The sequence below is a fragment of the Streptomyces sp. NPDC059743 genome, assembly GCF_042732975.1.
Classification (GTDB): Bacteria; Actinomycetota; Actinomycetes; order Streptomycetales; family Streptomycetaceae; genus Streptomyces.
Genome location: NZ_JBHWGS010000024.1, coordinates 1 through 23,925 on the forward strand (window position 1 = coordinate 1; position 23,925 = coordinate 23,925).

Genomic DNA, 23,925 nt, shown 5'->3' on the forward strand with positions numbered 1-23,925 from the left:
CCCGAGCCCGCACCCGCATAAGCCACTTCGCAGCACTTCGCCCCGCCGCATCCGGCGGGGCGAAGTAGCCAGACCCCGAATTAACCAACAGCGTCACTTCGGGTGGCGGGGCAGAGCTGCGCGCGGTGAGCGAGGGGGCCCCGTACGCGCCCGCGCCGTCGGCACGGGCGGGTCACATCGGCAGGGAACCGTACAGTCCGGCGCCCACAGCGGCGAAGACCGCGCCGGCCCACCACGACCAGGAGGGTGTGCGCCTTCCCACCACGTACGAGAGGGCCGTGGCGGCCATGGTAGGCCACAGAACGCTGAAGGCGGCGCCGCTGGGCGAGAAGTGGTCCGCGGCGACCGCGGCGACCACGTAGCTGGCTATCGCGGCTGACGCGGCGATCAAGAAGCCCGTGCCGAACGGATTCCAAGCGGCGAATTCTGCCTCCCGCCGTTTGCCTCGGACGGAGAGCGCGATCGATGCGATCAGCGCCGTACCGGCGGCTACGGTCCACAACAGCGCCAGGACGATCAGGAGGGGGCTCGGTGAATTCATAAAGATCCTTCTATCGGCCTCCTCCGGCCGGAAGGTGTTCCCGGCCGGAGGAGACTCTGGTGGCAGATGCGACAGGGGCGCCGTCGGAGTCGGTGCCGACGGCGCCCCGCGTCTACAGCTTGGCCTTGATGCACTTGTCGTAGACGGCGTCGATACCCAAGATCGCTGAGCTTGCGGTGATCATCATCGTTGCCAGGCGTTGGCCGTGCAGGTATCGGGTGCGTGCACTCATTACACGGGTCACGGTGGCCCGAATGCAGCCCCAACGCCTGATCACCTGCCAGATTCTGCGGATCTTGGCAGCGGCGAAGTAGGCGGTGCCGAGGACCCGCAAAATGGCGCCCACACACAGTGACCCGGTAGGCGCGGCCCCAGGAGAACCAGCCCTTGCCGTCCAAGTTGAACATGGTGATCGGGTCCGGCGGGTAGCCATAGGCGTTCGCGCCGCCGCCGACCACCGGGTCCAGTTGAAGGAACCGGCTGGTGGTGGAGTCGTAGGCCCGTGCGCCCACCAACGTGAGTCCGGAGAGAGTGTCGCCGCCGCTCTTGGTCTCGCTGGTCCAGCAGCGGATGTGCTGGATCCCGTCCAGCTGCCAGGTTTGCCGCTTGGTGCCGACGGTCTCCTGGCGGCGGATCATGTCGTTGTTGTAGTACTCCAGGGTGACGCCGCCCGGCTTGGTGCTGGTGCGGCTGAAGGCGTCGTAGGCGTAGCTGCTGTCGACCTGACGGTCGGCGCTGTCGTAGGTGTAGTTGGCAGTGGAGCTTCCCGATGCGGGGCAGTCCGTACCGGGGATGCCTGTGGCGCTGGCGAGGGTTTTGCGGTTGGCGCGGGCGTCGAAGGCCCCCGCACCTGGCCCTGGGTAAAGGGAATCGTCCGCGCCTTCGCCTGAATCCTCGCCCTGTCCCACCCGGCTGGGCCCACGACGTGCAATGTAAACATTCTTCACACGATTGGGTGACTCGGTTAGGGAAGGGTCTTTGGATCTTTCTGGATCGTCATACTCGGTCGCGGATGGGCGGTGAAGATTGGAGCGCGAATCATGCCAGATGTTTTCGATCACATCGAATGGAATGTTCGGAAGATTTTCGGGAAATCGCCGGTTTGCGTGCATGTGGGAGATGTCAAGGAGTGCGAGATCAAGCGGCATCCCACTTATCCGAAGTTCCGTGCCGAGGCGATCTCGGCGGGAGTCCGGTCAGCTCCGAGTTCCCGTCTGTGGGAGTCCATGATTGCCATGGGGAGGCTGTGTGACATGGATGGCGACGACACGTGGCGGATGGTCATCCTCGACTGCATCGTTCCATGTTTCCGTTCACTGTCCTCGAGAATCTCCCGTGATTTCCGAGTCGAACGTGAAGAAATTCGGTCGGCCATGGTGGCAACCGCATTGGAGGTATGGGCAGACACTGCCATGGGGGTTCCGCCGCGCCACGTCAGGGATCGAATGGTGAAGGCGGCCTTCGAGGTGGCCTTCCGGCATGGGAATGCTACCTCGTCGGAGTATTCGATGGACGACATCGAAATATTCATCCAGCCGGAAATACCCACCCAGGGCTCCGCACTGAGGGCGTCGTCGATCATCGATATCAACAGTATCCGTGACGCAGATGTCGCAGAACAGATCAGGGGCGAGCGGCTCGGGGCGCTGCTTCAGGGGCTGGGTTGCTTCGACGCCGTGCGGGGCTTTCACGACGAACTTCGCGCTGGTCGTCGTTCGGGGTCAGTCAGCCAGGCGGTGAAGGCCTCACGGCTGGCCCGATCCCGGATTTCCAACCCGAACCTCTACTACTATGCCTCAGACCTCTACCCCTCGTTCATCGGGCTCCGAAAAGCCGCAGACGTGATGGGGATTGCTGAATCTGCCGCACATCGACTCATCAGGGCAGGGCAGTTCCCTTTCCCTGTGGCGAGGGCGGGACGGAGCTACAAGGTATCCGTCAAGGCCCTCATGCACTTCAAGGATATTCCGGACGTCATCGTCCACGTCGACGACATTGAGAGTGGTGCCCTCCATGTGAGCAGCGGCGTACGGTGAGCCATACTGTCGTCAGTCGAAGGATTTGCCTTTCCTGAGCTGCGGAGAGTCTGGAAATCCAAGCCTCCGTCGTCGGTCGAGGGACGCGAGGTCGAGCATTCGGGTCGAACGAGCTCTGTAGACCGCGGTGGCGCCTGGGGCGATCGGGTGTGGGCCTGGAGGAGTTGGGGCAGCCGGGTGTGGTCCCCGCACAGCTGCGAGGACCACACCCGGTGTGCTTGTCATTCGCCTGAGCGAAGCTACGGAACAGGCACTTCGCATGATTTGAGCCCGTCGAGTGGTGCAATCTGCCGGAAGTGGCCGCGATTGCGTGAGCGGACTGATCGGTGCCCGTTGGACGGGGCGTCACGGCGTCGAGGGTCAATGAGTTACTGAGCAGGTAAGACTGGATTGAGCGCGATCGCTGATCACCTCCCGTCATGATCTTGTTAGCCCTCGTAATGCGTAGGTCAGAGGTGCGGGCTCTGTGGTGGCGTTGGTGATCCGAGGCTCAGGGTGGCTTGTTTGGGTGTTTCGTCGTAGCGGTGGAGGATCAGGTTTGCCACTGCCGCGTGCGTTCCCAGTGGTGCGGAAGTGAGGGTTGCGCCTGAGTGGGAGGCTCGGCGGGAGAAGGAGCCGGGGGCCAGGAGGTAGCCGGCGATGGCTACGGAGGTGTGGCCCTTGGTGCGTAGGTGGGTGATGGCCTCGGCTGGGGTGGGGGAGCCTGCGCAGAGGTAGGAGGGGAGGACGGGCGCGTTCAGGTGGGCCTGGAGCATTGTGGCCATGCGGGCGGTGTCGGCGTTGGCCGCGGGATTCGTGGAGCCCGCGGCGGCGAGGACGACCGGGCTGCCGGCCCAGCCTGCCTCGGCGAGGCGTGCCGACAGCGCGGTGGCGAGCAGTGGGTCCGGGCCCAGGGCGTGGGCGACGGACGCCCGCAGGTGTGGGGCCGTGGCCAGTGCCGTTGGGATGTCGGTGTGGACGTGGTAGCCCGCGCCCAGAAGCAGTGGGACGAGTACGGCCTCGCCTCGCAGCGCCGCGAGGGTCTCGTCCAGCGAGGGCCGTACGAGGTCCAGATAGCCGACCTCGACCCGCAATCCGGGCCGCAGCGAACGGACCAGGTCCAGCAGGGCTTCGACGGTGGCGACGCCGGCCGGGTCGCGGGTGCCGTGGGCGACGGCGACGAGAGTCGGGCCCGTCACCCGCCGACCTCCAGCCGGTATCCGCGCTTCGGCACCGTCCGTACCAGTCCCGCGTGCGGTCCCAGCGCGCCGCGCAGTCGCGCTACCGCGGCCTCGACCGCGTGCTCGTCCGTGGTCGTGCCCGCCCAGACCCGGCGCAGCAGGTTCGCACGGCTGACCACCCAGCCCGGGTGTTCGGCCAGAGCCCGTAGCACCGCCGCGGAGACCGGCGGCAGCCAGTAACTCTCCTCGCCGACGACGAGCGCGCTGCCTTGCAGCACCAAGGTGCGCCCGCCGGCTGCCAGTTCGCGGCGGTTGCGCACCGGGACCGTTTCGGTGATGGTGCGCACCAGCGCTCCGAGCCGCCCGCGTTCGGGACAGACCACGGGTACGCCGACGTTCTCCAGCGGTCGGGCGCACACCGGGCCGACGCACACCGGCAGCACGTCCTCGCGCAGCGCGGTCAGGACCTCCGGGCGCAGTCCCAGTGTGTCCGCCGCCACCAGGAAGGCGGTGATCGCCGGCGCGCTGGTGAAGGCGATGGCGTGTACCTCCCGGCGTATCGTCTGCAGGACCAGTCGGCGTACCGGCTCCGGGTCCTCGGGCGGCGCCCAGCGGTAGACCGGGACCTCGATCACTTCGGCGCCGCGTTCACGCAGCGCGGCGGTGAAGCCGTCCAGCGGGGCACCGTGTTCCTGCACCGCGATCCGGCGCCCGCGCAGATTCCTGGCGAGCAGCCAGGTCAGCAGCTCGTCGTTCGCCTCGGAGCGCGGTGAGAAGGTCTCGTCCAGTCCGGTGGCACGGACCGCGCCGGTCGCCTTCGGGCCGCGGCTGAGCACCACCGCGTCCCGGCAGGTCTGGGCGAGCCGGCCGCCCTGTCCCCAGCCTTCGGCGGCGCTCATCCAGCCGCGCCAGCCGACTCCGGTGGTGGCGACCACGTAATCCAGCGGCGCGGTCAGACAGAGCTCGGTGGCATGGCGCAGCGCAGCGTCGTCCTCCAGCGGGACGATCCGCATGGTGGGCGCTTCGACCACGCGTGCACCGCGTCGGCGCAGCAGGGCGGTGAGCTCGTCGCGGCGACGCGCGGCGGTCACTCCGATCGTGTAGCCGACCAGCGGGCCGACCGGCTCGGTGGCCGGAGGGCCGCCGGTGGACGTGCTGGCAGTTCCCATGCTGTGCAGGCTCGGCCCGTGTGGTTTCGGTTGCATTGCGCGGTCATCACGCGGGCGTTAGCGAAGCACGATGCGCTGTTACGGAAGATGTCGTTACCCCCACCTTGTCCCGGGGGCTCCGTGAGGGACGCGTACCTCGGCCGCAATGCGGGCGACCCGGCCGTGTAACCGGGCCGGATGACGCTCGGTGCCATGACGACGACCGACGTGCCATGACGACGACCGACACCCACTGCCCGTACTGCTCGTTGCAGTGCGGCATGCGGCTGCGCACCACGCCTTCCGGAGCGCCGGTGCCGGTGGAGGTCGTGGAGCGGCCGGGCTTTCCGGTCAACCTCGGCGCGCTGTGCGGCAAGGGCCGTAGCGCCGCCGCGCTGCTCGACCGGGCCGCCCGGCTGACCGTACCGCTGGTACGCGACCGGCGCGTGGTACGCGACCGGCGCGGCGGCGAGTTGCGCGAGGCGTCGTGGGACGAGGCGCTGGACCGGGTCGCCGCCGGCCTGTCGGATGCCGCCGAGCGGTACGGCCGGGACGCGGTGGGAGTCTTCGGCGGAGGCGGGCTGACCAACGAGAAGGCGTATCTGCTGGGCAAGTTCGCCCGGGTGGCGCTGCGTACCGCGAACATCGACTACAACGGTCGTTTCTGCATGTCCTCGGCGGCTGCCGCGCACCGGAAGGCGTTCGGGATCGACCGAGGGCTGCCGTTCCCGATGGCGGACATCTCGCGCACCGGCTGTGTGATCCTGGTCGGCGCCAATCCCGCCGAGACCATGCCGCCGGCCCTGCGCTACTTCCGGGAACTGCGCGAGAACGGCGGGCAGTTGATCGTGGTGGACCCGCGCCGGACCAGTACCGCCGAGCTGGCCGACCTGCACCTCCAGCCGATGCCTGGCACCGATCTGGCGCTCGCGCTCGGCCTGCTGCATCTGGTGGTCGCGGACGGGAGGCTCGACAAGGACTTCATCGAGGAGCGCACCACCGGCTTCGAGGCGGCCCGCGCCTGTGCGATGGCGCACTGGCCGGAGCGGGTGGAGCGGCTGACCGGCGTGCCGGTGGCCCAACTGCGGGAGGCCACAGGCATGTTCGCGGACGCGGAGACCGGCATGGTGCTCACCGCCCGCGGCCCTGAGCAGCAGAGCAAGGGCACCGACACGGTCGGCGCCTGGATCAATCTGTGCCTGGCCACCGGCAAGGCCGGCCGCCGTTACTCCGGGTACGGCTGCTTGACCGGCCAGGGCAACGGGCAGGGCGGCCGGGAGCACGGGCAGAAGGCCGACCAGCTCCCCGGATACCGCTCGATCGAGGACCCGGCGGCGCGGGCGCATGTCGCCGCGGTGTGGGGAGTGGATCCGGAGCAGCTGCCGCGCTCCGGGCGCTCGGCCTACGAGCTGCTGGACTGCCTCGGGCAGGAGGGCGGCGTACGGGCGCTGCTGCTGATGGGATCCAACCCGGTGGTCTCCGCGCCGCGGGCCGGGCATATCGCCGAGCGGCTGCGGAGCCTCGACTTCCTCGCGGTGAGCGATCTGGTGCTGTCCGAGACGGCCGAGCTGGCCGATGTCGTGCTGCCGTCGGCGCAGTGGGCCGAGGAGACCGGTACCACCACCAATCTGGAGGGACGGGTGATCCTGCGTCAGTGGGCGGTCTCCGCGCCACCGGGTGTGCGCAGCGACCTGGCCGTGCTGAGCGGACTCGCCCGGCGGCTGGGAGTGGAACAGGGCTTCTCCGAGGACCCGGAGCAGGTCTTCGAGGAGCTGCGGCGGGCCTCGGCGGGCGGCCAGGCGGACTACTCGGGCATCAGTTACGAGCGGATCCGGGCCGAGGACGGGGTGTTCTGGCCTTGCCCGGCCGACAGCGGCAGTAACGGGGACGGCGACCGCAAAAACGGCGATAGCAACGGCAACGGCACACCGCACCCCGGCACGCCACGGCTGTTCCTGGACCGCTTCGCCACACCGGACGGCCGGGCCCGGTTCGCCGCCGTATCGCACCGTCCGGCGGCGGAGCAGCCGGATGCCGACTACCCACTGTTCCTGACCACCGGCCGGGTGGTCTCCCAGTACCAGAGCGGCGCGCAGACCCGCCGTGTGCCCGAGCTCAACCGGGCCGCGCCGGGCCCGTTCGTGGAACTCCACCCGCAGCTCGCACACCGGCTCGGAGTGGCCGAGGGCGAGCTGCTCGCGGTGACCAGCCGACGCGGGCGGGCGGTCGCGCCGGCCCGGGTGACCGAGAGCATCCGGCCCGACACCGTGTTCATGCCCTTCCACTGGGGCGGCGCCGGGCGGGCCAACTCACTGACGAATCCGGCCCTGGACCCGATCTCCCGGATGCCGGAGTTCAAGGTCTGCGCGGTGCGGGTCGAGCGGGCAGGCAGCGAGCGGGCGGAGAGCGAGCAGGCGGGCAGCGAGCGTACGGGGAGCACGGTGTGAGCGCGCGCATCGCGGTGGTCGGCGCGGGCATGGCCGCCGCCCGGTTCGCCCAGCAGTACCAGGACCTCGGCGGTAAGGCCGAGGTGACGCTCTACGGCGTGGAGCCGCGCGCGCCCTACAACCGGGTGCTGCTCGCCGACGTACTCACCGGTCGTTATGATCCCGAGGCCATCGCCCTGCCGACCGGCGCCGCCCTGCTGCGTACCGGCGCCGAGGTCGTCGCACTGGACCTGACCGCCCGCACGCTGCGGCTTTCGGGCGGCGAGCGGGCCGCGTACGACGAACTGGTGCTGGCCACCGGCGCCAATCCCGTACTGCCACCGATCCGCAGCCTGCGCGCCCCCGACGGCAATCTGCTCGCCGGAGTACACGCACTGCGCACCCTCGCCGACTGCCGCGCCCTGGCCGAGGCCGCGGCCGGAGCCGCGCGCGCCGTGGTGATCGGCGGCGGAGTGCTCGGCGTCAGCGCCGCCCGCGCGCTGGCCGCGCTCGGGCTTCCGGTGGAGATCGTGCACCAGGGCCCGCACCTGATCGAGCGCCAACTCGACGCACAGGCAGGCGCGGCGCTACGGAGCATGCTGGCCGGACTGGGCGTCGAGGCCTACCCGTACAACCGGGCCCGGGCGCTGCGCGGTGGCGATCGGGTCGACGGAGTGGAGTTGGCCAACGGCTATCTGCTGGCCACCGATCTGGTGGTGCTGGCCTGCGGAGTGCGCCCGCGCACCGGGCTCGCCCACGCGGCCGGACTCCTGGTGCGCACCGGCGTGGTGGTGGACGACCGGCTGGGCGCCTCCCATCCCGGCGTGTTCGCCATCGGCGACTGCACCGAGCACCGCGGCACCGTACACGGTCTGTCCGGCCCGGCCTGGGAGCAGGCCGACGTCCTGGCCTCGAGGCTGTCCGGAGCCGAGCCGGACAGGGAGTACACCGGTTCCCGTCCGCTGGCCCGGCTCTCGGCGGGGCCGCTGGAGTACGCCGCCTTCGGCGAGGTGGACGACGAAACGTACCTGGCCGACGCCGACCACCATGTGCTGCGGCTGGTCGACGCCACCCGCGGCTCGTACAAGAAGCTCGTGCTGCGCGGCGACCGGCTCGTCGGCGGCATCCTGCTGGGCGATCTGGCCACGGTCGGCGCCCTGACCCGGGCGTACGAGCGGGACGAGCCGCTGCCCGAGGACCCCCTGCATCTGCTCACCACCCGAGGAGCCCGCTGATGGAGCGCACGGACGGCACGGACCACATCGGTGGTACGAACGGCGAGGACCGCATCGGCGACACGGACCACCTCGGTGACACGGACCGCGAACACCTCGTCCTGGTCGGCCACGGCATGGTCGGCCAGCGCTTCCTGGAGGCGCTGTTCGAGCAGCCGGACGCCGGGACAGGAGCTCCGGCCCGGCGGATCACCGTACTCGCCGAGGAATCTCGGCCCGCTTACGACCGAGTGCACCTGACCTCCTGGTTCTCCGGTACTTCGGCCGAGGAACTGTCGCTGTGCCCGCCCGGCTTCCTCGACGAGCACGGCATCGACCTGCGCCTCGGCGATCCGGCCGTCGCGATCGACCGCGACGCGCGGATCGTCACCACCGCGTCCGGGCACCGGCTCCGCTACGACACCCTGGTGCTGGCCACCGGCTCGTACCCGTTCGTACCGCCGGTCCCCGGGCACGACGCCGAGGGCTGTCACGTCTACCGCACCATCGAGGACCTGGAGGCGATCCGGGCCGGCGCCGCCGGGGCCCGGGTCGGCGCGGTGGTCGGCGGCGGGCTGCTCGGGCTGGAGGCGGCCGGCGCGCTGCGGGCCATGGGACTGGAGACGCATGTCGTGGAGTTCGCCCCACGGCTGATGGCGATCCAGGTGGACGAGGGCGGCGGCGAGGCGCTGCGCCGCAAGATCGAGGACCTGGGCGTGCTGGTGCACACCGGCGCCGGCACGCGGGCGGTCACCATGGACGAGGACGGCCGGGTACGCGGCATGGCCCTGTCCGACGGCACCGAACTCGCCGTCGACCTGGTGGTCTTCTCCGCCGGAGTGCGCCCGCGCGACCAGCTCGCCCGCGACTGCGGCCTGCCGGTCGGCGAGCGCGGCGGCATCGTCGTGGACGCGCGGTGCCGCACCGCCGATCCCGCGGTCCGGGCCATCGGCGAATGCGCGCTGGCCGCCGACGGCCGGGTCTACGGGCTGGTCGCGCCCGGTTACGCGATGGCCGAGGCCGCCGCCCGCGAACTCACCGGCGGCACGGGCTCCTTCACCGGAGCGGACACCTCCACCAAGCTCAAACTGCTCGGCGTGGACGTGGCCAGCTTCGGCGACGCGCACGGCACCACCGAGGGTGCGCTGGAGGTGCTCTACGCCAACAGCCGCGCGGGCGTCTACAAGAAGCTCGTCATCGGCGCGGACGGCGCGCTGCTCGGCGGCGTCCTGGTCGGCGACGCCGACTCGTACGCACTGCTGCGCCCGCTGGCGCTGAGCGGCTCCCCGCTGCCCGCCCCGCCGGAACAGCTGGTCCTGCCCGCCTCGATCGGCGCGGCCTCCGGCCCGATCGCGCTGCCGGACGAGGCGGTCGTCTGCTCCTGCCACCACGTCAGCAAGGGCGAGATCCGGGCCGCCGTGCGCGAGCAGGGCTGCGCGAGCGTTCCCGAGGTCAAGAAGTGCACCAAGGCCGGTACCGGCTGCGGAAGTTGCGTCAAGCTGCTCGGCGCCATCGTGGCTGAGGAACTGTCCGCGAGCGGCGTCGAGGTCGCCAAGGGCCTGTGCGAGCACTTCACGCTGACCCGCGCCGAGCTGTACGAGATCGTCCGGGTCAAGGGCATCGGCTCCTTCGCCCGGCTGATCGACGAGCACGGCAGCCTGCCGGGCGGCGAGGGCTGCGACATCTGCAAGCCCGTGGTCGCCTCCATTCTGGCCGGCCTCGGCAACGGCCACATCCTGGACGGCGAGCAGGCCGCCCTCCAGGACACCAACGACCACTTCCTGGCCAACATCCAGCGCAACGGCTCCTACTCGGTGGTGCCGCGGATCCCCGGTGGCGAGATCACTCCCCAGGGCCTGATCGTCATCGGCGAGATCGCCCGCGACTTCGGCCTCTACACGAAGATCACCGGCGGCCAGCGGATCGACCTCTTCGGCGCGACCGTGGACCAGCTCCCTCCGATCTGGCGCCGGCTGGTCGACGCCGGCTTCGAGTCCGGGCACGCCTACGGCAAGGCGCTGCGCACCGTGAAGTCGTGCGTCGGCGAGGCCTGGTGCCGCTACGGCGTGCAGGACTCGGTGGGCCTGGCGATCGAACTGGAGCTGCGCTACCGAGGGCTGCGCTCCCCGCACAAACTGAAGTCCGCGGTCTCCGGCTGCGCACGGGAGTGCGCGGAGGCGCAGGGCAAGGACTTCGGAGTGATCGCGACCTCGGCCGGATGGAACCTCTATGTGGGCGGCAACGGCGGGATGACGCCGCGTCATGCGGATCTGCTGGCGGCCGATCTGGACCGGGAGACGCTGATCCGCACCATCGACCGGTTCCTGATGTTCTACATCCGCACCGCGGACCGGCTGGAGCGTACGGCCTCCTGGCTGGAACGGCTTGAGGGCGGCATGGACCATCTGCGGGCCGTCGTCCTGGACGACTCCCTCGGCATCTGCGCCGACCTGGACGAACTGATGGCCCGCCATATCGAGACCTACGAGGACGAATGGGCGGCCACCCTGGCCGACCCGGAGCGGCTGCGCCGCTTCGTCTCGTTCACCAACGCGCCGGGCGTACCCGACCCGACGATCCGTTTCGTCGCGGAGCGGGACCAGATCCGCCCGGGACCGGCCCCGGCGTCGGCGTCGGCTCCAGCGTTGGCTTCAGCGCCGGCCCTGATCGCCGGTCCCGACCTGGAGGTACGCGTCCGATGAGCGGGACGGCGAGTGCGGTGAGCGGGATGGCGAGTGCGGTGCGGGTGGAGATCCACGACGGCGCGGAGTGGGTTCCGGTGTGCGGATACGCGGAGCTGACGCCGGGACGCGGAGTCGCGCTGCTGGTGGGCGGCGCGCAGGTCGCGCTGTACCGCGACCGTACGGGCGAGGTGTACGCGGTCGACAACCGCGACCCGTTCAGCGGCGCGTACGTGCTGTCGCGGGGACTGCTGGGCAGCCGGGGAGCGGTCCCGGTGGTGCTCTCACCCATGTACAAACAGGCCTTTGACCTGCGTACGGGCGTGTGCCTGGACGAGGAGACGGCGCCGGACGGATCGCCGGCGGTGCTGAGGGTGTGGCCCGCGAGAGTCCGACCGTAGGCAGGTAGGCAGGTAGGCAAGTAGGTACGTAGGCGCGCGGGAGCCACGCGCGCACCCGAGGCACGCGGGGCTGATCGGGTGCCGGTCCTCACGCCTCCCGCCAGGCGCCGTGCGCAGGACGTTCCATCACCGAGCCACCACGCGCCGTCAGCCGAAATCTCGCCTTCCTACCTTGCTGCGTGGCGAAGCGCCAGACGTGTCAGATCGCATCGGATCGCGTCAGATCCAGTCAGACCGAGTCAGGTCGCGTCAGCAGACTCCCTCTCCGCTCCGGCAGGTGCCCATGAGTACAACGGTCAGCAACTCCGAGAACACCGCGACCCCGGCTGTGGCGCGGGTCCGGGCCATCGACGACTGGCGTCCGGAGGACGTCGGCTTCTGGGAGAAGGCCGGAGCGCGGATCGCCCGGCGGAACCTGGTGTTCTCGGTCCTCTCCGAGCACATCGGCTTCTCCGTATGGAGCCTGTGGTCCGTGCTCGTCCTCTTCCTCGGACCGGAGTACCACATCGATCCCGCCGGCAAGTTCCTGCTCACCGCCCTGCCCACCGCGCTCGGTTCGGTGCTCCGGCTGCCGTACACCTTCGCCGTGGCGAAGTTCGGCGGACGTAACTGGACGGTCTTCAGCGCGCTGCTGCTCCTGGTCCCGACCGTCCTCGCCGGGATCGTGCTCGAACCCGGCGTCTCCTACGGCACGCTCCTCGCCGTGGCCTGCGTCGCGGGAGTCGGCGGCGGCAACTTCGCGTCCTCGATGGCGAACATCAACGCGTTCTATCCGCAGCGGCTCAAGGGCTGGGCACTGGGCATCAACGCGGGCGGCGGCAATCTGGGTGTGCCCGTGGTCCAGCTGGCGGGCCTGCTGATCCTGGCGACCGCGGGGGCCGCGCAGCCGAGGCTGCTGCCGCTGGTGTACATCCCGCTGATCGTCCTCGCCGCCCTCGGCGCGGCGTGGAAGATGGACAATCTCACCGCGATGCGCAACGACAAGCGGGCCATGCGCGAGGTCTCCCGCGATCCGCACACCTGGGTGATGTCGCTGCTCTACATCGGCACCTTCGGTTCCTTCATAGGTTTCAGTTTCGCCTTCGGTCAGGTGCTCCAGGTGCAGTTCCAGGCGCAGTTCGACACCCCGGTGAAGGCCGCGTATCTCACCTTCCTCGGTCCTCTGCTCGGCTCGCTGATCCGGCCGGTCGGCGGGCTGCTCGCGGATCGCCTCGGCGGAGCGAAGGTGACGCTGTGGAACTTTGCGGCGATGGCCGCCGGCGCGGCCGTGGTGCTGATCGCCTCGCAGCAGGACTCGCTGGGCCTGTTCATCGCCGGATTCGTGGCGCTGTTCGTCTTCAGCGGTGTCGGCAACGGCTCCACCTACAAGATGATCCCGGCCATCTTCCGCGCCAAGGCGCGCACCGCGATGGCCTCCGGCACGGTTCCGGAGACAGCCGAGCGCGACTCCCGCAGGCGCGCGTCCGCGCTGATCGGCATCGCGGGCGCGGTGGGCGCGTTCGGCGGCGTACTGGTGAACGTGGCGTTCCGCCAGTCGTTCCTGACCACGCACAACGGGAACGCCGCGTACCTCTGCTTCCTGGTGGCATACGCCCTGTGCGCGCTACTGACCTGGTCCGTCTACCTCCGCCCGTCCGCAGCGCGGCTGTCCGATGTGTAGCGCGGGGTGCAGCGCAGGGTGAACCCCGCCCGCTTCGGCGGATATCGGAAGTGGTTCAGCTCGAACTCTGCCCGCCTCCGCCCGCCCACGACGGTGCCGGGCGACGGCCCGCCAGGAAGTCCCGGCAGGCCGTCACCGAGCAGCGGATCAGTCCGTTACATAGCCTTCAGTCCATTCATCCTTGTCCACCACTGATTCGTCTACGTAGAAGCAGTTCGGCTCCTCATGGAAGCCGGACAGTTTCCGGGCTCGTTCGATACGGTCCCGGGCGGCCTCCCGGCTTGAGTAGGTACCGAGCAGTTTCACGTCGTCTCCGGCCTCTTCATCGGCCCAGAAGTCATCGGGCTCCACGAAGTGCCTGACCTCCGCGCCTTCCACAGCTCGGTGGTGGACATGCCAGAGCAAGTAGACCTTCGGTGGTTCGGCCATGTCGGTCTTCGGTCCTTTCTTGAACTTCCTAGTTGCGCGACAGGTACTTCCGGACCTTGTTGTAGATGGAGCCGGGACCCGAGGCGGCGGTAACGATTGCGGTCCGTTCGGCGCACGGGAGCTGGAGTGGTTCTGCGTGGGAATCGGTCCGTGATGTCCGTTGTCAGTGGGGCGTCGTAGGGTTTGCGGCGTAGGGGTTGGGGCCGGTGGAGGGGGAGTGGTGCGGATGCGGCCTGTGTGGGGTGGATACGGGAGACCGGTGGTCCGGGGCTTTGGGAGCATGGCGCTGGCAGGGATGGTGCTGGCTGGGTCGTTGCTCTTTGTGTCCGGGGCGAGTGTGGCGGCGGAGCGGCCTGTGGTCGGTGCCGTCGAGCACACTGTGGACACGGCGGGCACCGCGGAACTCGCCACGGGGGAGCGGCTGGAGCTGGTTGACGGCAAGAACGTCGGTGTCGTCCCACGGGAGGGTCGGAGCGCGGGACGGTACGCCATCACCTCCATGGACGGCGGCCTCAGCGTCCGTCCCGTGGACCAGCGGCGGCCCGTGGCTGCGACGGAGGTTGCCGTGGGCCCGGCGGCACGGGCGTTCTCGCCCATGACGCTCGCCGCGCCGAACGCCATGTACCCGGTGAAGTTCACGATCACCAACGCCAATGTCACCACCAAGTTGGTCAGCCTCTGGAACAGCAAGACCTGGGCTCCCATCGAGGTGCAGAACGAGGATTTCGGCCCGAACGCCAGCGCCAAGCTGTCGCCCGGGAGCTACTTCGCCGTCGCTCTGCACAGCGACTGGGCCCGGCCCAGCTATCTGCTCGCCCGCACTTTCACCGTGACCAATTCGGGTCTGACGGTGACCTTCGACGAGCGTCTGGCCAAGGAGACGGCCATCAGGACCGATGACACCACCGTCGCCCGCGAGGCGTCGGCGGTGTGGATCTCGGTGCCCGGCGGCGGTCTGGCGGGATTCGCGGGCAGAGGCCGTGACAAGGTCTACGCGACGCCCTTCTCGGTCGCCGGGGCCTCACTGCGCGTCCACGAGATCCTGACCAAGAAAGGCTCGTCGGCGTCCGCTCCCAGCCCTGTCCGTTACGACCTGACCCACTCGTTCCAGGGCGGCGCTCCGTCCTCTCCCGTCGCCACCGTGCGTACGGCGAGCCTCGCGAAGACCACCACCCCGATCCGCGCCCAGGGCGTCCGGATACCGGCCGTCCTGGAGACGGTGCCCGGCCTGGGCGAGTGGACCGGTGTCTATATCGGCGGCTGGGTGAAGACCGCGACGACGACCACCGAGTACGTCACCCCGGGAATCAGCTACTCCCGTCTGCTCAGTTACGGCTCCCAGCGTCTCTCCCTGCCCGACCGGGCGCTGGCAGCCGGCACCACCAGCGGCTCTTCCGTGGGCGTGGCGCCCTTCGGTCCCGGTCCCGGGACGGGCGGCTCCACCCGCCGCGCCACGACGATCAGCCTGTACGAGCCGAGGACCGCGAGCGACGCGGTGGGCCACAGCGGTCTCGACGACCGCGCGAAGGCGTCCTTCCGGCTCACCTCCGGCGGACGGATCCTCGCGTCGGCCGACGGCCTGACGCCGTACGACGAGCTCTCCGCGACCGTCCCGAGCGGCACCGGCTCCTACGAGCTGGAGCACACCGTCACCCGCAGGGCCGGCCACTCCCGGCTGTCCACACTGGTCCGCGGCGAATGGGCGTTCATCTCTTCCGGTACGAGCTCGTCCCGGACGCTGCCGCTGATCGACACCGCCTTCACCGTCTCCGGTCTCGACGCCCGCAACGCGGTGGGCGCGGCCCCGGTGACCGTGGGCGTCACGGCCGCCACGCGCGGCTCCGAGGCGGCGGAGACGGTCACCGCCCTCGAATACTCGACGGACGACGGCGCCACCTGGCTGAGTCTCCCGCTCACCACCACGGGCGCGGGCGCCCAGGGCTCCGCGCCGCTCACCGTCCCCGCCGCCGCGCGGTTCGTCTCGCTGCGCGCCACGGCGGTGAACGACGAGGGCGGCAGCGTCCGGCGCACCGTGATACGGGCCTTCGCCGGAGCCACGGCCAAGGGCGACGAGCAGGTCGGTACGACGAAGATCTCGAATCTGGTGGTCAACGGCGGCAAGCCCGTCGTACTCACCAACGAAACGCTCCAGACCTTCACGGCGACCTTCACCGCCACCGACCCGGCCGGCATAGCCGAGGGCGATCTCTACCTGTACCACGGCCCGTACGGCGAGCCCGACGGCACTCTCTTCGGCTCCTATCCCGCGACCTGCACCGCGCAGTCCGCCACCACCTCGGTCTGCGAGTCGACGTTCGCGTACATCGAGCCGCGCACGAACCTCGGCCGTAACGCCCTCGCGGGCACGTGGACGGCCGCCGCCTGGGCCTGGTCCAAGGACGGTACGAGCTACACCGACCGGACCGCCGCGCGCACCGTGCCGGTGCTGCGCCACTCCCGTCTGACGGTCAACGCCACGCCCGAGCCGGTGAAGAAGAACGCGACTCTGACGGTCACCGGCGCCCTGACCCACGCGGACTGGCAGTCCGACGCGGGCGCCTACGCCGGCTTCGGCGGCCAGTCGGTGAAGCTCCAGTTCCGTAAGAAGGACAGCAGCACCTACACCACGGTCAAGACGGTCACGTCGTCGTCCACCGGTGCGCTCAAGACCACCGTCAAGGCCACGGCCGACGGCTACTGGCGCTACTACTTCCCCGGCACCATGACCACCGCGCCCGCCTCGGTCACGGGTGACTACGTCGACGTGCGATAGCGCCCACTGAGAAGCGCTCAGAAGTGCTCAAGGAGCGCGCCCGCCTCAGGCGCGCTCCTTGGCTCCGTGCTCTTCGGCCGCGCGCTTCTCGGCCCTCCGTACCGCTGGGGCGATGGCTCGTTCCACGCTGAGGCGGCCTTCGCCTGGGTCGCCGAGGCGCTGAGTCATCGTGCGGACGATGGCGTGGAAGAAGAGGGCCGGGCCGCAGGCCGTCCACTCGTCCCTGTTCGCCGGGTCGAGCAGGAAGTCCAGTACCGCGTCCGGCTCGGCGGGTACGAAGCGGAACTCGCTGTGCTCCCACTTGTCGTCCACACCGCGGCTCCAGCGCTCGCGCAGTTCCTCCTCGCTCAGACCGGGCAGTACGGCCAGGAAGCAGGCCGCCCACTGATGGCGGTCGGTGTCCATGGCGAAGGAGAGCAGCTCCATCGTGCACTCGTCGTCCGCGTGGACGGCGAGTTCCTCGCGCAGCGCCCGGTGGGCGGCGCCGAAGAGGTCGGGGACACCGTCCTTCAGATCGTGCGTCCCCGAAAGGCCTTCGTTCGCCGAGGAGTTCCAGCGTCCGGTGTTCCCGCCGACCGTGGCGCTGCGCCGGGAGAACAGCATCCGGTTGTCCTTGCCGGTCACCACGGCCACATTCGCGCCGAAGCTGCTGGAGAGGAAGCCGTTCACGGTGATCGGGTCCTTGCCCGCGAGATAGTGCTCGCGGAGCGTGTGCCCGGCGCCCTCGCCCTCCTCCAGTCTGCGGTCCAGCTGCTGCGCGGCGAGGAAGGTGAAGTAGTCCGTGGGCGAGAACCGGATCTCGACGATCGGGTCCTCGCGGTCGTTCGTACGGGTCACCGCCACCGTCTCGACGGCGAACCGCGGATGGTTCCAGCGCCGGTCGGCGCCCTGGACCGCGCGCGTCCGCTGGTCGTCCTCGATCTCCTGGCGCCAGCGCCGTACATCCTCGGGCACGAAGACGGGCTCGTCGGCGTCGAAGTAGATCCTCAGATTCTCCTCGGCGATGGGCCGCGTCCCGTCGCCCTCGTAGACATGGCAGACCGTACGCAACGGCCCGATCCGGAAGTGATCGCGGTACGACAAGATTTGTCCTTCTCCCCGTTCAACACGCTGGTTCCACAGGACAGTTGCACACGCCCGGACATGGCGGCAACATCCATGAGCAGGGCCAGGGGAGGCGCGTGTGGGGACCGCGGGGGAGCACGGCGAGGCATTCGCGGTGTGCGTGGACGAGTACGACCACGAGGCCGGCGCGCGGCTGGCGCCCGCCCGCCGGGCCGCCGAGGACTTCCGCGGACTGGCACGCGGACTCGGCTTCACGGCCGACGCGCCCGTGATCTCGGGCACCAAGCAGGAGATCGACGACGGTCTGGGCCGGATCGAGATGTCCACCGCCCAGCGCAAGCTCATCTACTGGGTCGGGCACGGAGTGAAGATCGGCGCGAACACGGTGGTGCTGCCCTGCCGTGACTACCGCCACGGCGGCCGGCGAGGGCTGTTCTCCGCGCAGGAGATCGGGCTGTTCCTCACGGGCCTGACCGGCGATGTCGTACTGATTGTCGACACCTGCCATGCCACGGACTTCGCCCGGGAGGCGCAGTCGCTGTGCGAGGACAAGGAGGAGAGATACGGCGGCATTCCGCTCGGCCCCGACGGCCCGGCCGGGCCCGGCCGCGGTATCGGCTGCCTCGGTACGGTCGGCGGTGACGCCCTCGCACAGGTCGGCCAGTGGCTGACCGCCCTGAAGTCGGTCTGCGGATCACCGGATTTCACCTATCGCGGTCAGTACGTGTGGAACAGACACGCGAAGGCGGTGAGCGCCGAGATGCTGTCGAACGCCGTCCATCAGGCGCTCCGCGAGACCAGCGTCGAACCGTGGTTCAAGGGCGGCGGACGGCTGGAGGGCTTCTTCGTCAACCGTCACTTCGATCCCTTCGCCCGTCCCGCCTCGGCCACCGCGCCCGAGCGCCGGGACGCGCTGCTGGACGAACAGATCCAGCACCTGCTCAAGAGCAGGTTCACCGGTCTGCGGCTGGAGGAGGAGGACGCCGCCTTCGTCGGCCGGCGGCACTCCCTGACGCGTATCACCCACTGGCTCTCCTCCCCGGGACGCAGCGGTGTCATGGTCGTCACCGGCGCGCCGGGCAGTGGCAAGTCGGCGCTTCTGGCGCAGACCGCGCTGATGACGGTCCGGTCCACTCCGCAGTACGAGGAGCTGACGCCCGATCAGCGCGGTCTGCTGGAGGGAGCGCTGGTAGCGGGCATCCAGTGCCGTGGCCGCAGCGCCCTGGAGTGCGCCCGCGAACTGGCCGCCGGACTGGACGTCAAGGAGCCGGGCACCGGCTGGACGGACGCGCCCGAGGCGGTCCGGGCCGTCATCGAGGCGTGCCGGCGGCGAGGAGAGGCCGCGTTCCTGGTCGACGGGCTGGACGAGGCGGGGCCCGCCCATGTCGACGCCGTGATCGCCGATGTCCTGCGCCCGCTGGCCCAGGAACCGTCCGTACGGATTCTCGTCGGCACCCGGCCCACGATCAGCGGCAGCCTGCTGATGCTCGACGGCGCGGCCCATGTCGACCTCGACAAGGACCCGGACAAGGACCGCGACATCGCCGAGTACGTACGGGAACGGCTCGGCGCGCCCGGCTGCCCGTACGCCCACAGCCCCGAGCTGCGCGAGGCCGCCACGCGCGTGCTGGTGGAGCAGAGCCAGGGCGTCTTCCTGGTGGCGCAGCTCCACTGCGCGGCTCTCGCCCGGCTGGAGCGGGCCCTGCCACCGGGCGACGAGGCGTTCCGGCGGCTTCTGATGTCCGGGCTGGAGGAGGCCCTGGACCGGGAGGTGACCGAGCTGGACCGCGTCGCCGAGGCGGCTCTGGTGCCGGGAGTCCGGGCCGGCTCGGGCTGGGCGCGCGGGCTGCTGCTGCCGCTGGCGCTGTCGTACGGCGCGGGCCTGCCGCTGGACAGCGGTATCTGGCAGGCCGCCGCCCAGGAGCTGGCGGATCTGCGCGGCCAGGACATCGGCCAGGACATTCGCCAGGACATTCGCCAGGACATTCGCCAAGACATCGGCCAGGGCATCCGCTACACGCCCGACGATCTGCGTGCGGTGCTGCGGGTGGCGGGCGCGCACATCGTGGAACACGGCGAGGGCGGGCAGCCGGTGTACCGGCTCGGGCACGAGGCCATGGCCGAGCATCTGGTGGAGAGCGCCGGCGCGGCCGGCGAACTGCACGGCGCGATGACGGACGTACTCCTGCGCATCCATCGCACCCGTCACCGGGGCCGCGGCGGCACCAATCCGTATATCGCGCGCTACGCCACCGCCCACGCCGCGGCGGCCGAGAGGCTGGACGAGCTGGTCGTGGACGGCGAGTTCCTCGTCAACGCCGATCCCGAGCGGCTGATCGTCCTGCTGGACGGGCCCCGGGACGGAGCCGTCGCCGAGGCGACGCTGTACCGCGGAGTCGCGGAGGAGCTGACCGGCAAGAGCCCGGCCGAGCGGGCCGCGCTTCTTCAGGCCACGGCGCTGTGCCAGCGGCCGGAGCTGCGCGCCTGGGCGCGGGCGGCCGGCTCGCTGCCGTGGCAGGACCGGTGGACCACGGCGGAACGCTCGGCGCCGACGCGTACGCTGCGCGTTCCCTACGGCGATGTACGGGCGGTCGCGGTCGGGCCGGCGGCCGGCCCCGCGGGCGTCTCCGCGACCGGCCCTGCGGGCGACGCCGGCGACGGCACCGGTGGCGACACCCGTGACGGCACCGGTGCTGGCACCCGTAACAGCACCCGTGACGGCACCGGTGGCGACACCCGTAACAGCACCCGCGAAGGCTCCGGTGCCGTTACCAGCGCCGGAGAACTGCTCGCCGCCGGTGAGCAGTTGTGGCGCTGGCCGCTGCCGGGCGGCAAGCCCGAGATCCTGCGCCGCTATGTCCCGGCCGAGAGCCGCCTCGGCCCCAACCGGCTGCACGCCCTCGCCGCGGCTCCCCGGAAACTGTCCGTCGCCGCCGTGGCCGCCGACGCCGAGCGCGTCCTGATCTGGCCCGACGACAGCGACCACAGCCCACGCGAGTTCGGCTGGGGCGCGGCCGTCGGAGATGTCGCGGTGGGCGGCCGTGGCCATACCGAGATCGTGGCGGCGACGAGCGGCAGGACCGTCGCCGTATGGGAGTGCCTCGACGGCCGCCCGCGCCATCGCGGTTTCTGGGAGTGGCCGCACCACGGCCAGGTGTACGGCGTGGCGGTCGCCGAGCTGGACGAGGCGCTGGACGGTGGACCGGACGGCGGGCTGTATGTCGTCGCGGCGGGCGACGGCGGAGCGGTCGTCTGGGACGCGGGCACCGGCGAGCGGATGCTCTCCTTCGGCGGCGACGGCGGGCGCGCCGAGGCCCTCGCGGTCACGGCCCCGGGCTGGGATCCGCATATCGCGATCGTCGGATCCACTTCGCCGCAGTTACGGGTGTGGCGTATCGCGGGCGGCCCGCGCCCGCGCGCCGAGCGGATCCTCGCGGCCGGGCTGCGCAGCCCGTCGGGTTCGTCCGTCGCGCTCGGGCGGCGCGGCGGTGACCTGCTGGTGTCGGCCGTCGACGGCGGGACCGTACGTCTGTGGCGGGTACGTGACGACGTCGAACTGCCCGCCCTGACCGGGCACCGCTCCCGGCCCACGTCGCTCGCGTTTCTGCCCGACGACACGGGCACGGTGGTCGTGGCGGACGGGCCGCGGATCAGGGTGTGGGAGCAGACGTCCGCGGCGGTACGCACCGGGACCGCCGGAGCGCGGCGCGGGCTGCCGAGTCCCGGCAGCGAGCACGTCGGCGCCATGACTGCCACGGCGCCGGGGCAGGGAGTGGTGGTGCTCGCCGCCGGAGACACCGCCCGGCTCTGGGATCTGACGGGACGTCATCTCCTGGACGAGACCGGACTGGCGCACATCTCCTCGGTGGATCTGCGTACCGCGCCCGACGGGACCGGCTGGCTCGCCGTGGGCGGCAGGCACCGTGAGTACGGACCGTGCGTACGCGTCAGGAGACTGCCGGACGGGCGGGAGGTGACCTTGCGCCTGGACCCGCAGCGCGACAGCACCGTGGGCGCGGTGGCCCTGACCACCGGCGGAGGCGCGGTCCGCGTCCTCGCCGCAGACGACCGTTACGTACGCCGCTGGGACGTCGGCACCGGACAACCGCTCGCGGCATGCCATGTGACGACCGGGACGGTCGAGCATCTCGCGGTCGCCGAGACGGCAGGCGCCGCGCCGTTTCTGCTGGCCACCGCCGGGAACTCGGTGTGGGCGTGGGAGGACGCCGAGCCCGGTACGCCGCTGCGGCTGCGGCTGCCCGGCGGTGGCCCGGCGCGCGCCGTGGCCGGAGCGCACGACGCCCACGGTGGTCGCCGTATCGCCGTCGCGACCTCCACCGGAGTCTTCACCGGGTCGCTGGACGAGCCTGTCGGCGAGGACGGCCGGCGGAAGCTGCGCCCGCTCTCCGAGACCGTGACGGATGTTCATTCGCTGGCGTTCCGCGCGACGGCGTCGGGGCAGCTCGTCGTCCTTGCGGCCTGCCGTTCGCGGGTCGTCCACGAGTGGGTGGTCCACGAGCGGGCGGTCGGCGAGCGGGCCGTTCACGACCGGGCCCTCGGCGAGCGGGCCGTGGACAGGCCGGCGCAGGACCGGGCCGTCACCGACCGGGGCTACGAGGTGTACGGAGTGCTGGCCGCGCCCGACGAGTCGGGTCTGCTCGTGGCCGCGGTGGGCCTCGAACGGATGGATCTGCTGCGGCTCGAAGAGCGCCGTGGTTGATGGCCCGACAGGCATGACCCGAAGAAGTGAGGAGCGAGCGGACATGGCGCACGACCTGGTGGTCTTCGTACCCGGTGTGCTGGGCAGCGTGTTGCGCGGACAGGACGGGAGGGACGTATGGAATCTGGCGCCCGGAGTCGCCGGCCGTGTCCTGTTCGGCATGGAGAGCTACTTCGAGCAGTTGACGCTGCCGCCAGGAGCCGGGCACGAGGCGCCCGAAGGCCCGTCCGCCCTGGTGCCCGCCGATCTGCTGCGGGAGCCGCGCATCTGGCCCGGCCTGATGCCGCACATCGCGTACAAGAAGCTCGCCGCGCATCTGGACGGGCTGCTCGAAGGCCGGGTCGCGGTCTTCCCGTACGACTGGCGGCTCTCGAACCGGTACTCCGCGCGCAGGCTCCAGATCTTCGTGGAACGGGAGCTGGGACGCTGGCGGGAGCGGCGCAGGGCCCTCGGCGATCCCGAGGAGCCGAAGGTCGTCTTCGTCTGCCACTCCATGGGCGGACTGGTCACGCGGTACTACCTGGAGGTGCTCGGCGGACGCGAGGTGGCCCGCTCGGTGGTGACGCTGGGCACGCCCTATGCCGGTGCGGTCAAGGCCGTACAAGCCCTGACCGGCACCTCTCCGCGAGGAAAGCTGCTGAAAGTGCCCGAGCGCCTGCGCGCACGACTGGTCACGGCCGCGCGCAGCATGCCGTCGGTGCACCAGCTGCTGCCCACGTACCAGTGTGTGTCGGACCATCCGGACGGCACACGGCTCGACGCGGTCTCCGTACCGGATCTGGACTCCGCCATGGTGCGCGAGGCGTTCGCCTTCCGCGGCGAGCTGGACGAGCACACCCGCAAGAACGCCGAGGCCGACCGGGCGGCCGGCCGGAGCGAGGCGTATCAGCTCTTCCCGGTCGGCGGGCGCGGTGAGCCGACGGCGGTACGGCTGAGTCTGTCGGCGGACACCGTTCAGTACGCCGACCGCTTCGAGGGCGACCGCCGCTGGCTGGGCGACGGCACCGTCGCCTGCGCGTCGGCGACACCGCCGGAGTGGGAGAGCGGCGCGCGCGTCGACTGGTTCAGGCTCGGGCATACGGCGCTGCCCAACGACGCGCTGCTCCACCGCCAACTGCACGACCGTTACGACGCGTTGGAACACCGTCCCTACCAGTCACTGGGCGTCGGCTTCGGCGTCGACGTACCGGAGGCCGTCGGTGCGGGCGAACCGGTGGAGGTGACGGCCGTGTCGGAGGAGACCGGGCTGCTCCTGGAAGGCCGTCTGATGTCACCCGCGACGGGCGAGATCCTGGAGCGCCGCCGCCTGCTCCCGGACGGCGAAGGCACCTACCGTGGCGCGTTCTCGCCACCGCCGGGCATCTGGCTAGTCGAGGTCGAGGCTCCTCGGGTGCCCACAGCTCCTCTTCAGCGGGAGACTCTCGTCGTCCTGGACTGAAGACTGAAGGCCGACCGAAGCGAGGAGTTTGCTCGTGTCGCGGGCGACGGCTTCGGTCGGCGGGACGATGACGAGCGTGCCGCTCACGCGGTGTCCGCCGAGCCGGCCGCGTCACCGCGCAGCAGGGCGCGTTTGGCCCCGACCGCTGCCTGGTCGACCGGTCCGTGCTCGGCTTCGGCGTTCTCGATCAGTTCGCGCAGCCGTTCCCGCTCCAGTTGGCGCTGGATGAGCAT

General features: G+C 70.6%; 16 protein-coding genes. 9 read left to right on the forward strand and 7 right to left on the reverse strand.

The window, feature by feature from the left end:
• Positions 1 to 172 precede the first annotated feature (172 nt).
• Complete coding sequence (locus tag ACFV6H_RS33370) at positions 173 to 541, reverse strand: hypothetical protein (protein WP_385549913.1); 369 nt, start codon at positions 539 to 541, stop codon at positions 173 to 175.
• Entirely contained in the window at positions 538 to 1,689 is a 1,152-nt protein-coding gene (locus ACFV6H_RS33375; protein ID WP_385549914.1) for an RHS repeat-associated core domain-containing protein, read from the reverse strand. The genes ACFV6H_RS33370 and ACFV6H_RS33375 overlap by 4 nt, the downstream gene beginning before the upstream one ends.
• A 105-nt stretch (positions 1,690 to 1,794) precedes the next feature.
• On the opposite strand from ACFV6H_RS33375, the gene ACFV6H_RS33380 reads away from it, so the two are divergent.
• A complete protein-coding gene (locus tag ACFV6H_RS33380) occupies positions 1,795 to 2,577 on the forward strand; it encodes a hypothetical protein (RefSeq protein ID WP_385549917.1) in 783 nt (260 codons plus the stop codon).
• 449 nt (positions 2,578 to 3,026) lie between these two features.
• Here the strand turns inward: ACFV6H_RS33380 and ACFV6H_RS33385 are convergent, their stop codons facing one another.
• Complete coding sequence (locus tag ACFV6H_RS33385; protein WP_385549919.1) at positions 3,027 to 3,755, reverse strand: sirohydrochlorin chelatase; 729 nt, start codon at positions 3,753 to 3,755, stop codon at positions 3,027 to 3,029.
• Entirely contained in the window at positions 3,752 to 4,906 is a 1,155-nt protein-coding gene (locus tag ACFV6H_RS33390) for a uroporphyrinogen-III synthase (RefSeq protein WP_385549922.1), read from the reverse strand. Before ACFV6H_RS33390 ends, ACFV6H_RS33385 begins: the two co-directional genes overlap by 4 nt.
• Before the next feature lie 212 nt (positions 4,907 to 5,118).
• Between ACFV6H_RS33390 and ACFV6H_RS33395 the strand changes: the two genes are divergently transcribed.
• The 5 genes from ACFV6H_RS33395 (at position 5,119) to ACFV6H_RS33415 (ending at position 13,267) form a co-directional block, all read left to right on the forward strand.
• Entirely contained in the window at positions 5,119 to 7,332 is a 2,214-nt protein-coding gene (locus tag ACFV6H_RS33395) for a molybdopterin oxidoreductase family protein (RefSeq protein WP_385549925.1), read from the forward strand.
• Positions 7,329 to 8,546 (forward strand): NAD(P)/FAD-dependent oxidoreductase, encoded by a 1,218-nt coding sequence (locus tag ACFV6H_RS33400; RefSeq protein WP_385549928.1) that lies wholly within the window; start codon positions 7,329 to 7,331, stop codon positions 8,544 to 8,546. Before ACFV6H_RS33395 ends, ACFV6H_RS33400 begins: the two co-directional genes overlap by 4 nt.
• Before the next feature lie 116 nt (positions 8,547 to 8,662).
• Positions 8,663 to 11,227 carry a nitrite reductase large subunit NirB gene (nirB, locus tag ACFV6H_RS33405; protein WP_385550127.1) on the forward strand — a complete coding sequence of 855 codons (2,565 nt, stop codon included), beginning with the start codon at positions 8,663 to 8,665 and terminating at the stop codon, positions 11,225 to 11,227.
• Positions 11,224 to 11,607, forward strand: coding sequence for a nitrite reductase small subunit NirD (nirD, locus tag ACFV6H_RS33410; RefSeq protein WP_385549931.1), 384 nt, complete (start codon positions 11,224 to 11,226; stop codon positions 11,605 to 11,607). The genes nirB and nirD overlap by 4 nt, the downstream gene beginning before the upstream one ends.
• A 283-nt stretch (positions 11,608 to 11,890) precedes the next feature.
• Positions 11,891 to 13,267 (forward strand): nitrate/nitrite transporter, encoded by a 1,377-nt coding sequence (locus ACFV6H_RS33415; protein WP_385549934.1) that lies wholly within the window; start codon positions 11,891 to 11,893, stop codon positions 13,265 to 13,267.
• Positions 13,268 to 13,414: 147 nt separating this feature from the next.
• Here ACFV6H_RS33415 and ACFV6H_RS33420 read toward each other — a convergent pair whose 3' ends face one another.
• Complete coding sequence (locus ACFV6H_RS33420) at positions 13,415 to 13,696, reverse strand: hypothetical protein (protein ID WP_385549937.1); 282 nt, start codon at positions 13,694 to 13,696, stop codon at positions 13,415 to 13,417.
• A 355-nt stretch (positions 13,697 to 14,051) separates the two neighbouring features.
• Between ACFV6H_RS33420 and ACFV6H_RS33425 the strand changes: the two genes are divergently transcribed.
• On the forward strand, positions 14,052 to 16,469 hold the full coding sequence (locus ACFV6H_RS33425; RefSeq protein WP_385549940.1) for a hypothetical protein: 2,418 nt from the start codon (positions 14,052 to 14,054) through the stop codon (positions 16,467 to 16,469).
• 45 nt (positions 16,470 to 16,514) lie between these two features.
• Here ACFV6H_RS33425 and ACFV6H_RS33430 read toward each other — a convergent pair whose 3' ends face one another.
• Positions 16,515 to 17,552: a translation initiation factor 2 gene (locus ACFV6H_RS33430; protein WP_385549943.1), complete on the reverse strand. Its 1,038-nt coding sequence runs from the start codon at positions 17,550 to 17,552 to the stop codon at positions 16,515 to 16,517.
• A gap of 100 nt (positions 17,553 to 17,652) precedes the next feature.
• Between ACFV6H_RS33430 and ACFV6H_RS33435 the strand changes: the two genes are divergently transcribed.
• On the forward strand, positions 17,653 to 22,254 hold the full coding sequence (locus ACFV6H_RS33435; RefSeq protein ID WP_385549946.1) for an AAA family ATPase: 4,602 nt from the start codon (positions 17,653 to 17,655) through the stop codon (positions 22,252 to 22,254).
• Between the two features lie 43 nt (positions 22,255 to 22,297).
• Positions 22,298 to 23,692 carry an esterase/lipase family protein gene (locus ACFV6H_RS33440; protein WP_385549949.1) on the forward strand — a complete coding sequence of 465 codons (1,395 nt, stop codon included), beginning with the start codon at positions 22,298 to 22,300 and terminating at the stop codon, positions 23,690 to 23,692.
• Between the two features lie 83 nt (positions 23,693 to 23,775).
• Here ACFV6H_RS33440 and ACFV6H_RS33445 read toward each other — a convergent pair whose 3' ends face one another.
• Positions 23,776 to 23,925, reverse strand: coding sequence for a hypothetical protein (locus ACFV6H_RS33445; RefSeq protein WP_385549952.1), 150 nt, complete (start codon positions 23,923 to 23,925; stop codon positions 23,776 to 23,778).